Below are 15,247 nucleotides of genomic sequence, written 5' to 3'. Positions count from 1 at the left end.
GGGGTACGGCAGGGGTCGCAGCAGGGGGCGCTATCGGCGCTGCAACGGGCGGTGCGACCGGAGGTGCGACTGGAGTTGCAACAGAAGGTGCAACAGGAGATGCGACAGGGGCGGGCGGCTCCGCCACGGCGGGTTTGCCGCCGAACCAACTGGACGGCGAGAACACCGACCGGGCGGGCGCCGGCGGCTCCGCGGGCGTCTCGGCCGGCAAGGCGACAGGTGCTGGCGCAGGGCTCTCGACCGGCGGTTTTTTCTTGAAGAAACTGAACATCGGGGTGTTTTTACAATCCGACCCATTCTATGAAACACCCCTCGCCACGCCGCGCTGCGTCTGGTGCGGTGCTGGCTTCGGTGCTCATCGCGCCCTGGGCCTGGCCCGCGCTGGCGCAGACCCCTCCCCCGGCCGCACCCGACGCCACGGTGGCCAGCCCAGCCACCCAGCCCCGCCAATTCACCCTCGCCAACGGCATGAGCCTGATCGTCAAGCCCGACCGGCGTGCGCCGACGGCGGTGCAGATGGTCTGGGTCCGCGTCGGCTCCGTGGACGAGGTCGACGGCACCTCCGGCGTGGCGCACGTGCTGGAGCACATGATGTTCAAAGGCACGAAGACGCTCAAGCCCGGCGAGTTCTCGCGCCGGGTGGCCGCGCTGGGCGGGCGCGAGAACGCCTTCACCACGCGCGACTACACCGGCTACTACCAGCAGATCCCGGCCGACAAGCTGGAGCAGGTGATGGTGCTGGAGTCCGACCGCTTCGCCGCCAACCAGTGGCCGGACGAGGAATTCACGCGCGAGATCGAGGTGGTGAAGGAAGAGCGCCGCCTGCGCACCGATGACCAGCCCCGGGCCTTGCTCGGCGAGCAGCAGAACGCCGCCGTCTTCACCGCCTCGCCCTACCGCCGCCCCATCGTCGGCTGGATGAGCGACCTGGACGCGATGACCCCGGCCGACGCCCGCGCCTTCTTCCAGCGCTGGTACGTGCCCGCCAATGCCGCACTCGTGGTGGCGGGCGATGTCGACGTCGACAAGGTGCGTGCCCTGGCCGAGAAGTACTACGGGCGCATCCCCAGCCGGGCGGTGCCCGAGCGCAAGCCCCGCATCGAGCCGCCGCAGCGCGGCCTGCGGCGCATCGAGTTCAAGGCGCCGGCCGAGCAGGCCTACGTGTCCCTGGCTTTCCGCGTGCCGCAGATCCCGACCACCGACCAGTTCGACGGCGCGAGCGATTCCTATGCCCTGCTGGTGCTGTCCGCCGTGCTTGACGGCTATCCGGGCGCGCGCCTGGACCGCGCGCTGACCCAGGGGCCGGATCGCGTGGCCGACTCGACCGGCGCCTACTCTGGCTTCGTCGGCCGCGGCCCGCAGCTCTTCGTGCTCGATGGCGTGCCCGCCGCCGGCAAGACCCCGGAGGCGGTCGAGGCCGCCCTGCGCGAGCAGGTCGCGAAGATCGCCCGCGAAGGCATCGGCGAGGCCGAACTGGCCCGGGTCAAGACCCAGTGGACCGCCAGCGAGACCTACAAGCTCGACTCGGTGATGGCCCAGGCGCGCGAGCTCGGCAGCAACTGGATCCAGGGCCTGCCGCTCGATGCCAGCCCGCGCATGATCGCGCGGCTGCAGAAGGTCACGGCGGCAGAGGTGCAGGCCGTGGCAGCCAAGTACTTCGGCGACGACCAACTGACCGTCGCCACGCTGCGGCCGCTGCCGCCCGATCCCCAGCGACGTGCACGCGGCTTCGCTGCCCCCGGGGGAGAACTGCGATGAAGACGACGAGCCGCCGCATCATGCCGATCCTGAACAAGATGAAGCTCCTGCCGTCCCTCGCTGTCGCGCTGGCCGGTGCCGTTGCCCAGGCCGCAGTCCCGATCGAACACTGGACCCTGGCCAACGGCGCCAAGGTGTACCTGGCCGCCACCGATGCCCTGCCCATCGTCGACGTCCAGATCGATTTCGACGCCGGCAGCCGGCGCGACCCCGCGGCGCAGGCCGGGCTCGCCGGTGTGACCGCCGGCATGGTCGAGAAGGGCATCCGGGCGAGCGGTAGCGAGCCGGCGATGGACCAGAACGCCCTGGGCGAGGCCTGGGCCGATCTCGGCGCCAACTTCGACGCCAGTGCCGGCTCCGACCGCATGAGCTTCTCGCTGCGCACGCTCGCCACGCCGGCGCTGCTCGACAAGGCGGTGCGCCTGGCCGCGCGCGAGATTGGCGAGCCTTCCTTTCCCGAGGACGTGTGGCGGCGCGAGCGCGAGCGGCTCAACGCCTCCATCCGCGAGGCCAACACCAAGCCTGCGACCCTGGCCGGGCGCACCTTCGGCCAGGACGTCTACGGCAGCCATCCCTATGGGTTGGATACGACCGAAGCCACGCTCGCGCGCATCGACACGGCCGCGATGCGCCAGCGCTACGAGCAGTTGATCCAGCCTTGCCGCGCCAAGCTCAGCATCGTGGGCGCCGTCACGCGCGCGCAGGCCGACTCGATAGCGAACACGCTGCTGTCGCGCCTGCCCGTGCCGGCCGGCGGCTGCGCCGCGCTGCCGCCGGTGCCCGACGTGGCGCCGCTCGCGGCCGCCAAGGACGAGCGCCTGCCCTTCGACTCGGCCCAGGCCCATGTCTGGATCGGGCAGCCGGGCTATCCGCGCAGCGATCCGGACCACTTCGCGCTCACCCTCGGCAACTACGTCCTCGGCGGTGGCGGCTTCGTCTCGCGCCTGACCGAGGAGGTGCGCGAGAAGCGCGGCCTGGCCTACAGCGTCTACAGCACTTTCTCGCCGGGCCTGCATGCCGGCGCCTTCCGCATCGGCTTCCAGACCCGGCCCGACCAGGCCGACGAGGCGGTGAAGGTCTCGCGCGAGGTGGTCGCGAAATTCGTCGCCGACGGCCCCACCGCCGCCGAGCTCAAGGCCGCCAAGGACAACCTGATCGGCGGCTTCCCGCTGCTGCTCGACAGCAACCGCAAGCTGCTGAGCAACGTCGCGAACATCGCCTGGAACGACCTGCCGCTCGACTACCTCGAGACCTGGACCGCGCGCATGAACGCCGTCACGGCGGCCGACATCAAGGCCGCCTTCGCGCGCAAGCTGCAGCCCGACCGCATGGTGACGGTGGTGGTGGGCGGCAAGCCCTGAATCCGCCCGCGGCCGCTTGGCTACCATCCTCGCCTCACAGCGCAACACGAGGAGCGACAAGATGGCGATGGACGTGGTGGACTACGAGATCCGCGGTGCGGAGATGCAGTTCGTCGAGGTCGAGCTGGATCCCGGCGAGGCCGCGATCGGCGAGGCCGGCAGCCTGATGTTCATGGATGGCGGCATCGCCATGGACACGGTGTTCGGCGACGGCTCGGTCCAGCAGGGCGGCGGCCTGTTCGGCAAGCTGCTCGGGGCGGGAAAGCGGCTGGTGACGGGCGAGTCGCTGTTCACCACCGTCTACACGAACAACGGGCAGGGCAAGCGCCGCGTGGCCTTCGCGGCACCCTATCCGGGCAAGATCCTGCCGATGGACCTGAAGGCGCTGGGCGGAACGCTGATCTGCCAGAAGGATGCCTTTCTCTGCGCCGCGCGCGGCGTGAGCCTGGGCATCGCGTTCCAGCGCAAGCTCTCGGTCGGCTTCTTCGGCGGCGAGGGCTTCATCATGCAGAAGCTCGACGGCGATGGCCTGGCCTTCGTGCATGCGGGCGGCACTGTGGTCAAGCGCGAGCTGGCGCCCGGCCAGACGCTGATGGTGGACACCGGCTGCCTGGTCGCCTACACGCCGCAGGTCCAGTTCGAGATCGAGTACGTGGGCAAGATCAAGACCGCGCTCTTCGGCGGCGAGGGCCTGTTCTTCGCCAAGCTCGGCGGGCCTGGCACGGTCTGGCTGCAGAGTCTTCCCTTCTCGCGCCTGGCCTCGCGCGTGTTCGCGGCCGCACCGCAGCGCGGCGGCGCGCGCGAGGAGGGCTCGGTGCTCGGTGGCTTCGGCGCTGGAGGACTGCTCGGAGGAGTGCTGGGTGGCGACGACGAATAAGCGGACACAGGACGCGCGGCGCCACGAGGTCCGCATCATCGGCGGCCAATGGAAGCGCACGCGGCTGGCGGTGGTCGACAAGCCCGGCCTGCGCCCCACGCCCGACCGGGTGCGTGAGACCCTGTTCAACTGGCTCGCCAGCCTGGCGGGCGCCAGTGGCGGCGAGCTGCCGGGCTGGCATTGCGTCGACGCCTTCGCCGGCACCGGCGCGCTCGGCTTCGAGGCCGCCTCGCGCGGCGCGGCCTCCGTGCTGCTGTGCGAGCAGGACGCCTCGCTGGTCGCTCAGATGCAGGCCCTGAAGACGAAGCTCGAGGCCGAGGCCGTGCGCATCGAGCGCGGCAATGGCGTGACGGCCCTCGAGCGCGCGCCGGCGGGGAGCGTGCATGCCGTGTTCCTCGATCCGCCCTTCGACAGCCCGCAGCTCTACGACTCGGCCCTGCGGGCAGCGGTGCGCGCGCTGCGGCCCGATGGCGTGGTCTACCTCGAAGCGGCGCGCCGCTGGGGCGGAGAAGAGCTGGCCCCTTTCGGCCTGGCGCCCTACCGTCTGCTCAAGGCCGGCGCGGTGCATGCACATCTGTTGATACTTGCGTCTGACAGCACTGCATAATCCGCCCGAACCGGCCGCAACGGCTGCACCAGGAGGAAGCAACCATGTCCAGCAACGTGATCGCGGTGTATCCCGGCACATTCGATCCCATGACCCTCGGCCACGAAGACGTGGTGCGACGGGCGACGCAGCTGTTCTCCAGGGTGATCGTCGCGGTGGCGGCGGGCCATCACAAGAAGGCCCTGTTCACGCTCCAGGAGCGCATGGACATGGCGCGCACGGCGGTGGCGCCCTACAGCGACCAGGTCACCGTGGAGAGCTTCTCGGGCCTGCTGCGCGATTTCGTGGTGGCGCGTGGCGGCAAGGCCATGGTGCGCGGCCTGCGCGCCGTGACCGACTTCGACTACGAATTCCAGCTCGCCGGCATGAACCGCTCGCTGATGCCGGAGGTCGAGACCGTGTTCCTCACGCCCAGCGACAAGTACCAGTTCATCTCGAGCACCTTCGTGCGCGAGATCGCGATGCTCGGCGGCGAGGTCGACAAGTTCGTCTCGCGCGGCGTGCAGGAGAGCCTGCTCGCCAAGGTGCGCAGCCTGGGCCGCGAATGACGTCGCCGCGCCTGCACGCCCTGGGCGATGCGGCGCTGCTGTGCGAGCTGCCGTCGCCGGCGACGCTGGCGCAGCAGCAGCAGATCTGGGCGCTGGCCAGCGAGGCCCTGCAATGGCGCGGCGTGCACGAGGTGCTGCCGGGCATGAACAACCTCAGCCTCGTCTTCGATCCCGAGCAGGTCGATGCGGCCGAGCTGGAGATGCAGGTGCTGTCGGCCTGGCCCCAGCTCGCCGGCATGGCCATCGAGGGGCGCGAGATCCGCATCCCGGTGGCCTACGGCGGCGAGGCAGGTCCTGACCTCGCCGACGTGGCCGCGCACACCGGCCTCGCGCCGGCGGAGGTGGTACGGCGCCACAGCAGTGCCGACTACGTGGTTTACCTGCTCGGCTTCCTGCCGGGCTTCGCCTTCATGGGTGGGCTGCCGCCGGAGTTGGCGACACCGAGGCGTGCCGAACCCCGGGTGGCGGTGCCGGCCCGATCGGTGGGCATCGGCGGGGCGCAGACCGGCATCTATCCGCTCGTCTCGCCGGGCGGCTGGCAGCTGATCGGCCGCACCCCGTTGGAACTCTTCGACCCGGCCGCGGCCGAGCCCACTCTGCTGCGCCCCGGGGACCGGGTGCGCTTCGTCGTGGAAAGCGTCGCGCTGTGACGGCGGCGGGCGCCCTCACGGTGCTGCGACCCGGCCCGCTGGCCTCCGTGCAGGACCTGGGCCGCCATGGCCACCGGCAGCAGGGGATCTGCCCCGGCGGTGCGCTCGACGCACTCGGGCTGGTGCTGGCCAATCGCCTGGTGGGCAACGCCGACGGCGCGGCAGGCCTGGAACTCACGCTCGGTGGCTGCGAGATCCGCTTCGAGACCTCCACCCGCATCGCGCTGGTTGGCGACGATTTCGGCGCACGCCTCGACGGTGCGCCGCTGTGGCCCGGCTGGAGCATGCCGGTGGCGGCAGGCCAGGTGCTGCGCCTCGGCGCGGCCAACGAATGGATCGGCAAGACGGGACTGCGCAGCTGGCTGGCCGTCGCCGGCGGCATCGACGTGCCGCCGGTCATCGGCTCGCGCAGCACCGACCTCAAGGCCGGCTTCGGCGGCCACGAGGGTCGCGCGCTGAAGAAGGGCGACCGGCTGCCGCTGGGGCTGCCCGGCCTCGATGCGGCACGCATGGCGCGCCGCGCCTTCGGCGTGCGCGCGCCCGACTGGGACCAGCACGAGGACGGCACCGTGGTCCTGCGCGTCATGCCAGGCCCCGAGTTCGATCAGTTCACCGTCGCTTCTCGCGAGCTGCTGTGGCGCGAGGCCTGGCGCATCACGCCGCAGAGCAACCGCATGGGCAACCGGCTCGAAGGACCGGAACTCAAGCGCAAGCGCAGCACCGACATGCTGTCCTCGGCCGTGATCCCCGGGACCATCCAGGTGCCGCCTTCGGGGCAGCCCATCATCCTGATGGGCGATGCGCAGACCACGGGCGGCTATCCGCGCATCGGCGTGGTGATCCGTGCCGACCTCTGGAAGCTTGCGCGGGCGCCGCTCAACGGCCGGCTGCGCCTGGTCGAGGTCGACGCGGCGGCGGCGCTGGAGGCCTGGGGCGCACAGCAGCAGTACCTTGCGCATGTCAGCCAAGGCCTGTCCGCGGCGGGGTGGATGCTGCCGGCGCACAATGGGACGCAAGGAGAACGCCACCATGCGGATTGACCTCAATGCCGATCTCGGCGAAGGCTGCGACAACGACGAGGCCCTGCTGCAGCTCGTGAGCTCGGCGAACATCGCCTGCGGCTGGCATGCCGGCGACGCGAAGACCATGCGGCAATGCGTGCGCTGGGCGCTGGAGAACGGCGTGGCGATCGGCGCGCACCCCAGCTGGCCCGACCGCGAGAACTTCGGCCGCAGCGAGATGCGGCTGCCGCCCGAGGAGGTCATCGCCGGCATGCTCTACCAGGTCGGCGCGCTGGCGGCCATCGTCAAGGCCGAGGGCGGCGCGCTGGCCCACGTCAAGCCGCACGGGGCGCTCTACAACCAGGCGGTGAAGGACCCGGTGCTGGCCGAGGCCCTGTGCGAGGCGGTGCGCCGCTTCGATCCCGGCCTGCGCTTCTTCGGCCTGGCAGGCAGCGGCATGATCGATGCGGCCCGGCGCGCCGGCCTGACGCCGGTGGAAGAGGTCTTCGCGGACCGCGGCTACATGCCCGATGGCAGCCTGGTGCCGCGCAGCCGGCCCGAGGCGCTGATCGAGGACGAGGCACAGGCGCTCGCGCAGACGCTCTCGCTGGTGCGCGACCACCAGGTGCGTGCGATCGACGGCACGGTGGTCGAGGTCAACGCGCAGACCGTCTGCCTGCACGGCGATGGCGCCCATGCGCTCGCCTTCGCGCGCCGCATCCGCGAGCGCCTGACGGGCGAAGGCATCGCGATCGCCGCGACGTGAACATCCTGCTGACCGGCTTCGAGCCCTTCGACAAGGAGGCGATCAATCCCTCGTGGGAGGCGGTCCGCGCACTGGACGGCTGGCGCTGCGAGGGCGCGGTGGTGCATGCGCGGCGCATCTCCTGCGTCTTCGGTGCCGCGCTGCGCGAGCTCGATCCGGCCATCGACGAACTGCGGCCGGTGCTGGCGATCGGCGTCGGCCAGGCGGGCGGCCGTAGCGAGATCACACCCGAGCGCGTGGCCATCAACATGGACGACGGCCGCATCTGCGACAACGCGGGCTGCCAGCCGATCGATGTGCCGGTGGTGGCGGGCGCGCCGGCGGCGTACTTCTCGACGCTGCCGATCAAGGCCATGGTGCGTGCGCTGCGCGAGGCGGGCATTCCCGCGTCGGTGTCGAACAGCGCCGGCACCTTCGTCTGCAATCACCTGTTCTTCGGCCTGATGCATCGCATCGCCATGCGCCCGGCGCCGGGCTTGCGTGGCGGCTTCATCCACATCCCCTACCTGCCCGAACAGGCGGTGCGCTTTCCGGGCATGCCGAGCATGGCGCTGGAGACGGTGACCACTGGTCTGCGCATCGCGGTCGCGACAGCGCTCGCGGTGCACGACGACGTGCGCGAGACCGGCGGGCAGATCAGCTGAGCATCACCCGCTGGAGCCATGGCAGCAGCGTCGCGTTGACGAATGCCGGCTTCTCCATCGTCAGCATGTGGCCGCAGGCCTCGACCCACACGAGTTCCGCGTGAGGCATCAGCGCGGCCAGCTCGCTCGAGCATTCGGGCGCGGTGAGCCTGTCGCTGTCGCCGCACATGATCAGCACCGGGCAGCGCAGCGAGGCCAGGTGCGTGCGCTGGTCGGGCCGCTCCATGAGGGCGCGGTTCTGGCTGATGAGCTGCTCCGCGCCGGCATCGAGCACCAGCTCCACGTAGCGGCGCACCAGCGCGGCATCGCCCGCCTGCGCGGGATGAAAGGCGAAGCCGGCATTGAATTCGATCACGTCGCGCGCCTCGCCGCGTTCGAAGAGTTCGATCGCGGAGGTACGCAGCTCGTACATCTCGGGCGTTTCGGGGCGCGGATTGGTGCCCAGCAGCGCCAGGCCCGCGATGCGCTCGGGCGCCTGGCGCGCAGCCTCCATCGCGATCATGCCGCCCATCGAGGCACCGCACAGCACCAGTGGCCCGGCATGCTCGCGCAGCACGGCTGCGGCCATGGCTTCGATGCGCTCATGCCGCATGTGGGCGTCGCTCACGCGCACGTCGAGGTTGGCGGGCAGTGCGGAGAGCTGGGCTTCCCAGAGGCGTTCGTCGCAGGCGAGGCCGGGCAGCAGGACAAGTTGGGGCATCGGCGCATTTTCGGCGATCCGCGGCCGTCGTCTGGCCGACATGGGTTGCGAGGACAATAGCCACACTCCATGTCCATCGAACTCATCCTCATTCGCCACGGCGAAACCGACTGGAACCGCGAGCTGCGCTTCCAGGGCCACATCGACGTTCCCCTCAACGACACCGGCCACGAGCAGGCACGCCGGCTGGGCCTGCGCATGGCGCGCGAGACGGCGCAGCACCTGGTCAGCAGCGACCTGATGCGCGCGCAGCAGACGGCGACGCCCGCCGCGCAGCAGCTCGGGCTCGAGATCCTCACCTCGGTCGCGCTGCGGGAGCAGAACTTCGGCGTCGTCGAGGGCATGCGGGCCGAGGAGATCCAGGCGCAGCACCCGAGCGCCTGGGAGGACTGGCTCAAGTTCAGCGAGGACCACGCGATGCCCGAGGGCGAGTCGACGCGGCAGTTCCACGCACGCGTCATGGAGACGTTCGGCGGCCTCGCGGCCGCGCATCCGGGGCAGAGGGTGATCGTCGTGACGCACGGCGGCGTGCTGGACATGGTCTGGCGCACCGCGCGCGGGCTGGGGCTCAACGGCCCGCGCCAGAGCGATATTCCCAACGCCGGCTTCAACCGCATCCGCATCGCCGACGCGGCGCGGCCCACGCAGATCGAGATCATCGACTGGGCCGACACCGCGCACCTCGAGGGCCTGCCCGCGCAGCCGACCTACGACCAGCAGCGGCACCTGCGAAAGTCATGAGCCGACGGGCCGCTCCCAAGGCGAATACCGCAGCCGGAGGCGAAGGTGCTCCGGTCAGCCCGCGGGCGCGCTGCAGCCTTCCTGCTGCAGCACCGGCAGCAGCTGCGGCGCCAGCGATTTCAGCAGCTGCACCGGCAGTGCGCTCGTGAAGCGGAAGCGCGCCGCGTAAGGCTCGCGCGCATAGGCGACCAGCGTGCCGAAGTACCGGTCGCCGAGGGTGAAGGCAAAGGTGGCCGTGCGCTCCACCTTGCGCTCGGCAATCACGCGGCCGCCGCGGCCGTAGACCTGGAAGCGGCGGTCGCCGGTGCCGGTCTTGCCGGTGATCTCGATGGGCCTGCCGTCCGCGTCGATCACCGCGCCGTACAGCCGGCGCGCCGTGCCGCTGCGCACGACGTCGGCCAGCGCACGGCGTGCCGCCTGGGCGACCTCCGGCGCCAACACCTGCTGCGGGGCCTCGCCGCGCTGCTCGAGCCGCGTCTCGTAAGGCGTCCCGCGCGCGAAGTGCAGGGCGGTCACGCCGGGCTGCGGCAGTCGCCGGCCGTCGTTGGCCAGGATGCCCATCAGTTCGGCCAGCGCCGCCGGCCGGTCGCCGGAGGCGCCGATCGCGCTGGCATAGGAAGGCGTGAGCGACGCGAAGGGATAGCCCAGGCGCTGCCACGAGCGGTGGATCTGGGCGAAGGCGTCGCCCTCGACCAGCTCGCGGATGCGGCGGTCCTGCGCGCTCCTGTGGCGCGTCCTGAACAGCCACGCATAGCTGTCCTGGCGCTCCTGCACGCTCGCGTCCAGCACCTCGGTCAACGAGGCACCGGGGTGTCGGCGCAAGTAGCCCACCAGCCAGAGTTCCAGCGGATGCACCCGTGCCACGTAGCCGCGGTCGCCCAGCGAGAGGCCGGTGTAGGTGCTGTGCATCTTGCGAAGGGCACGCGGCGAGTTGGCGCCGCGGCCGAGCTCGCGCACCAGCAGCGCCTCGAGCTGCGCTTCGTCGGCCCCCGGCTCCAGGGTGAACAGCACGCTGGCCAGGCGTGGCGCCGTCGGCCGCAGGCCCTTGAGCAGCAAGGCCTCCGCCTCGGCCGGCGTCTTGCCCTTGTACTTGCGATGGAAGCGCGCGAGGAAGGCCGAACCCTCGCGGTCGGCGAAGAGCACCAGCATCTCGCGGCGCGACGGGTCGGCCGGGTCTTCCAGCAGGCGGCGGCCGGCAGCGCCATCGCCGTACATCCGGTGGCGCACGATGTCGCGCATGAGCCGGATGAACACCAGGTTGACCGAGTGCCGGAAGGCCTCCTGCACCGTCATCGGCCCGCCGTGCGTGCGATCGAAGTTGCTGAAGCTGTGCAGGCCGCCGCCGGTGAAGAAGGCCTCGCCTTCGCCGGCGGAGTAGCGCCGCTGCATGGCCGCTTCCAGCATCGCCGGGAGGCTGCGGTCGCGTGCGTTCAGGAGCTGGTGGCGCGCCCACTGGCCCAGCGGATCGCGCTCGTTCGGCTTCCAGGCCGCGACCGCGGCCGTGCCGGCCTCCGCCCAGCGCCCGTGCAACTCGGCCACCAGTTCGAGGTAGCTCACCAGCGTGCGCAGCTTGGCGGTGGAGCCGAGATCCAGGCGTGCGCCCCGGTTCACGTCGAAGGGCTGATCGATGCTGTCGGCCTGCACCCGCAGCAGGTTCCTGTCTTGGCCGCGCTCGTAGAGCGTGAAGCTGTAGGTCAGGCGGCGCGGGTCGTCGCCCGGGTCCAGCAGGTGGTGGCCGTACAGCCCGGCGGCCTTGGCGGCTGCGGGCGTGCGAAGCTGCATCAGCGCCCGCGCGGCAATCGCCTGCGCCTGGTCGTGCAGGCTGCCGTCGACCTCCAGGTCCAGCCGCTCCAGGTCGTAGGCACGCGGCACGTCGAGCAGTGAGGTCATCTCGCCGCGCAGCGCATTCAGCGCCTTGCGCCGAACGAAGTCCGGCCGCGGTGCGGGCGGTAGCTCGGACGGTCGCTTCAGCGTGATCTTCAGCGCCGCATCGCGCAAGGAGGGCGCGATGACGCCCGCATCGGCCATCAGGCGCAGGTAGCTGTCGGTGAGCCGGCCCAGGCTCTCGCCGTTGTCCAGCAGGTGTTGCGAGGGCCGGCGTTGGGCGATCATGAGCGAGAGGGCCTGCTTGAAGGCCTCGGCCTGCCGTTCGAGCGCCTGTTCCGTGGGCGGGGCGCCTTCGGCGTTGTCGGCCAGCAGGCGATTGACCTCGCCGAAGTCTCGCCCGTACCAGGCCCACAGGCCGTCGCCCAGGCCATGCACCTCGCCGTAGCCGGGCCGCGCGGCGAGCGGCACGGTGTCCAGGTAGTCGACCACGATCTGGCGGCGCCGTACCTGCGTGTCCTCGCCGTCCTGGTAGGCGCGCAGCGAGGCCGATGCCATCTGGCGCAGCTTGTCGCCGATCGAGCCGGTGCGGCCGTGGGGCGAATGGCGGTACTTCTCGATCTGCGTGGCCAGCGTGCTGCCGCCCGAGGCGGAACGCGAAGCGCCGAGGGCGCGCTGCAACTGCTCGATGCCGGCCTTGGCGAAGCGCTCCGGGTCCAGCGCGGGATTGCGCTGCGCCGGCTCGGCGTCGAGCAGATGGCGGTCCTCGACGAAGAGCAGGGCGTCCACCAGCAGCGGCGGCACCTCCTCGAAGCGCTCGTACACGCGCTGCGGCACGCGGGTCTGCGACAGTGTCCGGGCCCGGCAGTCGCGTACGGTGAGGCCGGCCTGGTTCTTCTCGCGCCAGGGGCCATAGAGGCCGTGGTCGTACAGCGCCATCAGCCGCGGCGACATCCGCGCCTGCTCAGTCACCTGATAGCCGCGCGCCTCCAGCCGCTCGATGAACTCGGGCATGCGCTTGTAGCCAAGACGCTCGTCATAGGGGCCGCTGTGCGGGAAGCGGAGGGCGTCGCTGGGGCCGGCGGCGACGCTGAAATGCGCGTCGCGCCCGACATCGCGCCAGAAGGCGGACTGCAGCCGCGCGGTCCGCAACTCGTCCACCGCGAAGGCAACGAGCGCCCCCGTCGCGGCGAGTGCCGCGCCGAGCCACAGGAGCGTCCTGAACCTTGCCACGATCTGCCTCGCATCGAGCCCGTGCCGTGGGTTCTGCAGACCGGATGATGCGCCTTTCGGCGCCTTTGTGGGAGTCCGGGCGCTTTCATGTTCACAAAAGGAACCAGCGCCATGCCCGACGGGTCCAACGACCACCGGCATTCCAGCCGGCAGGAGGTGCAACCATGTTCCAACTCAAGCATTGGCAGGACGCCGTCAATGGCGCGCTGGGTGCCTGGCTGGTGCTCTCACCCTGGATCCTGGGCTATTCCGGTGATGCTGCCGCGATGCCGAACGCGGTGATCGTGGGTATCGCACTGATCGCCGCGGCGCTCGGCGCGATGCTCCTTCCGCGCGCCTGGGAAGAATGGACCGAGGCGGCGCTGGGGCTGTGGCTGGTGGCGTCGCCCTGGGTGCTGCGCTTCAACGGCAACGCCGATGCGATGCTCACCGCGGTCGTGACCGGGCTGGTGGTCATGGTGCTGGCGCTGTGGACCTTGTCGACCGACGAGGAATACAGCCGCTGGTGGCACCGCATCGCGCACTGAGCGCGCAGCGCGGCTAGGCCGGGCGACGGGCCAGCAGCGCCCAGATCCCGGCCGCCGACAGCAGCGAGCCACCCGCCAGGTGGAAGCGCCGCTGCGCGCGCGGCGAGCTCAGCAGCCGACGCGCCGCCGCGGCGAACACCGCGTAGAGCGTGGCGTTCAGCGTCGCCATCACCACGAAGGTGAGGGCGAGGATCCAGAGCTGCTGGGTCACGTCCTCGCCAGGCCGGAGGAATTGCGGCAAGAAGGCCACGAAGAACACGATGCCCTTGGGGTTGAGTGCCGTCACCAGCCAGGTGTTGGCGAACAGCCGCCAGCGCGAGCCCGGCGCGGCAGGGGCGGCCAGCTCGGCCGAGGAGGCGCCAGCGCGCAGCAGCTTGAAGCCCAGGTAGAGCAGGTACAGGCCGCCCGCCCACTTGACCACGGTGAACCAGAAGGCCGAGGCCGCGAGCAGCGCGCCCAGGCCCAGCAGCGACACTGCCAGCGCGGTCGAATCGCCCAAGGCCACCGCGGCCACCAGCGGCACATTGGCGCGGCGGCCGTGCGCCATCGAATAGCTGATGACAGTGAGGATGGTCGGGCCGGGAATGATGAGCAGCACCGCCGAGGCGGCGACGAAGGCGAGCCAGATTTCGATGGACAAGTTTCTTACTCCTGTGCGTGTGCGTGTGGGTTGGGCGAGTTGGACACCAGGCGTGGAAGCCCAAGTGCGGCGTAGACATCGCCGGCCTGGCGCCGCAGGCGCAGCGATTCGGGCTGCGCGTTGACCTTCTGCTGAAGAAGACCTTGTGCGCTGGCCAGCCCGCTGGCTGTGCCGCTGGCGACCAGCGCATCGAGGTAGACCTGCTCGAACAGGTCGCGCTGCGCATGGCTGCCGCCGATCTCCACGAGGCGCGGCAGCGCCAGGCCGAGGCCCTCGATCGTGCCGGCCGCATCACCTTGCGCGTGGGCCAGCAGGCCCCGCGCCGCCGGGACACAGACGCGTTGCCAGGCGGCACGCGTGGAGGCCGGGGCATCTGGTGCGAAGGCCTCGATGCTGTGCAGCAACTGCTGCGCCTCGGGCCGGCCGGCGCGCGCGAGGCCATAGAGATACTGCAGGTCGAGAAAAGGCAGCACATGGTCGTCGAGCCGCTGTGCCAGGTAGCCGGCCAGGTCCTGCCAGCGTGCGCCCACGTCGATGCCTGCGAGCTCCAGGCGGGCGAGCAGCGAGACCGCGCCGATCTGGTCCTGCGAGTACTCCTTGACCACGCCCCACACCTGCCGGTCGTAGACCGCGAGCGCCTCGGCATCAAGGCCGAGGTCGATGAGAAACAGCGCCACATGCCACCAGTTGTGCGTGACCATGAAGGAGTTGAGCCCGACCCAGGTGTCGCTCACGCCGCGCATGAAGTCCAGGCCCTCGGCCAGCCGTCCCTCGGTCAGCATCACGTGGGCCAGAGCGTGGTGGGCCCAGGGCTCCTTGTGCACCATCGCGATCGCGCGGCGTGCGCTGGCCTCGGCCTCGCGCAGCAGGTGGCATTGCTCCTGGCCGAAGGCTGCCATGCCGTGCAGATAGGGCACGTCGGCCGCCGCCGGCAGCGCCGCCAGCGCGAGCCGCAGCATGCCGGGGCAGTCGCCGACGTTGAAGCAGTGGTACTGCCCGAGCTTGAGCGAGGCCAGATCGCGCGGATGCTCGCGAGCCTGCTCGTGGTGCAGGGCGATCGCGCGCGTGATGTCGCCCTCGGCCCAGGCGCTGACGGCCGCGATGTAGCGCCGCTCGCGCGGCGTGGCACGGCCGGCGCCGGCCTGCGCCCTGTCGAGGAAAGGCCGCGCATTGGCCGCGGCATCGCGCGACTCGGCGAACAGATGCAGCGTCGCGCAGTAGGCCTGCACGAGAGGGCTGTCGTCCTGCGCGGCGGCGAGCACGTCGACGGCGCGCGCCTCGCAGGAGATGAAGCCCTCGACGAAATCGTTGACGGCGCGCAGGCTCGACGGGTCGCTCAGCGTGACGGGATTGCCCAGGCTGTCTTGCAT

General features: G+C 70.9%; 15 protein-coding genes. 11 read left to right on the top strand and 4 right to left on the bottom strand.

Annotation, left to right across the window (positions count from 1 at the left end; all coding sequences use genetic code 11):
* Positions 1-300: 300 nt before the first annotated feature.
* From A8M77_RS15050 to pcp, 9 genes are all read left to right on the top strand, one after another.
* Positions 301-1,758, top strand: coding sequence for a M16 family metallopeptidase (locus tag A8M77_RS15050; RefSeq protein ID WP_086922308.1), 1,458 nt, complete (start codon positions 301-303; stop codon positions 1,756-1,758).
* Between the two features lie 38 nt (positions 1,759-1,796).
* Positions 1,797-3,119 (top strand): M16 family metallopeptidase, encoded by a 1,323-nt coding sequence (locus A8M77_RS15045; RefSeq protein ID WP_238136833.1) that lies wholly within the window; start codon positions 1,797-1,799, stop codon positions 3,117-3,119.
* 61 nt (positions 3,120-3,180) lie between these two features.
* Positions 3,181-3,996, top strand: coding sequence for a TIGR00266 family protein (locus A8M77_RS15040; RefSeq protein WP_086922307.1), 816 nt, complete (start codon positions 3,181-3,183; stop codon positions 3,994-3,996).
* Complete coding sequence (locus A8M77_RS15035; RefSeq protein WP_238136829.1) at positions 3,980-4,603, top strand: RsmD family RNA methyltransferase; 624 nt, start codon at positions 3,980-3,982, stop codon at positions 4,601-4,603. Before A8M77_RS15040 ends, A8M77_RS15035 begins: the two co-directional genes overlap by 17 nt.
* A gap of 44 nt (positions 4,604-4,647) precedes the next feature.
* The gene (coaD, locus tag A8M77_RS15030; protein WP_086922305.1) at positions 4,648-5,151 is read left to right on the top strand and encodes a pantetheine-phosphate adenylyltransferase; all 504 of its coding nucleotides are present in this window, start codon (positions 4,648-4,650) and stop codon (positions 5,149-5,151) included.
* The gene (pxpB, locus tag A8M77_RS15025) at positions 5,148-5,801 is read left to right on the top strand and encodes a 5-oxoprolinase subunit PxpB (RefSeq protein ID WP_086922304.1); all 654 of its coding nucleotides are present in this window, start codon (positions 5,148-5,150) and stop codon (positions 5,799-5,801) included. Before coaD ends, pxpB begins: the two co-directional genes overlap by 4 nt.
* Positions 5,798-6,841 carry a biotin-dependent carboxyltransferase family protein gene (locus A8M77_RS15020; RefSeq protein ID WP_192871620.1) on the top strand — a complete coding sequence of 348 codons (1,044 nt, stop codon included), beginning with the start codon at positions 5,798-5,800 and terminating at the stop codon, positions 6,839-6,841. Before pxpB ends, A8M77_RS15020 begins: the two co-directional genes overlap by 4 nt.
* Positions 6,831-7,568 carry a 5-oxoprolinase subunit PxpA gene (pxpA, locus tag A8M77_RS15015; RefSeq protein WP_086922303.1) on the top strand — a complete coding sequence of 246 codons (738 nt, stop codon included), beginning with the start codon at positions 6,831-6,833 and terminating at the stop codon, positions 7,566-7,568. Before A8M77_RS15020 ends, pxpA begins: the two co-directional genes overlap by 11 nt.
* Entirely contained in the window at positions 7,565-8,212 is a 648-nt protein-coding gene (gene pcp, locus A8M77_RS15010; RefSeq protein WP_238136828.1) for a pyroglutamyl-peptidase I, read from the top strand. Before pxpA ends, pcp begins: the two co-directional genes overlap by 4 nt.
* Here the strand turns inward: pcp and A8M77_RS15005 are convergent.
* Positions 8,205-8,912: an alpha/beta fold hydrolase gene (locus A8M77_RS15005; protein WP_192871619.1), complete on the bottom strand. Its 708-nt coding sequence runs from the start codon at positions 8,910-8,912 to the stop codon at positions 8,205-8,207. The two genes, pcp and A8M77_RS15005, sit on opposite strands and share 8 nt — an antisense overlap.
* Positions 8,913-8,981: 69 nt before the next feature.
* On the opposite strand from A8M77_RS15005, the gene A8M77_RS15000 reads away from it, so the two are divergent.
* Positions 8,982-9,653: a histidine phosphatase family protein gene (locus A8M77_RS15000; protein WP_086922302.1), complete on the top strand. Its 672-nt coding sequence runs from the start codon at positions 8,982-8,984 to the stop codon at positions 9,651-9,653.
* A 54-nt stretch (positions 9,654-9,707) separates the two neighbouring features.
* On the opposite strand, the gene A8M77_RS14995 is transcribed toward A8M77_RS15000, so the two are convergent.
* Positions 9,708-12,710, bottom strand: coding sequence for a transglycosylase domain-containing protein (locus tag A8M77_RS14995; RefSeq protein ID WP_086922301.1), 3,003 nt, complete (start codon positions 12,708-12,710; stop codon positions 9,708-9,710).
* 164 nt (positions 12,711-12,874) lie between these two features.
* Here A8M77_RS14995 and A8M77_RS14990 point away from each other — a divergent pair, with 164 nt between their 5' ends.
* Positions 12,875-13,237, top strand: a complete 363-nt coding sequence (locus A8M77_RS14990; protein ID WP_086922300.1) for an SPW repeat protein — start codon at positions 12,875-12,877, stop codon at positions 13,235-13,237.
* 13 nt (positions 13,238-13,250) lie between these two features.
* Here the strand turns inward: A8M77_RS14990 and A8M77_RS14985 are convergent, their stop codons facing one another.
* Entirely contained in the window at positions 13,251-13,877 is a 627-nt protein-coding gene (locus A8M77_RS14985) for a LysE family translocator (RefSeq protein WP_086922299.1), read from the bottom strand.
* 5 nt (positions 13,878-13,882) lie between these two features.
* Positions 13,883-15,247, bottom strand: a complete 1,365-nt coding sequence (locus tag A8M77_RS14980) for a tetratricopeptide repeat protein (protein ID WP_086922298.1) — start codon at positions 15,245-15,247, stop codon at positions 13,883-13,885.

The sequence above is a fragment of the Variovorax sp. JS1663 genome (assembly GCF_002157355.1).
Classification (GTDB): Bacteria; Pseudomonadota; Gammaproteobacteria; order Burkholderiales; family Burkholderiaceae_C; genus Variovorax.
Note: the sequence above shows the minus strand (reverse complement) of the source record. Positions and strands in the feature narration are given on the sequence as shown.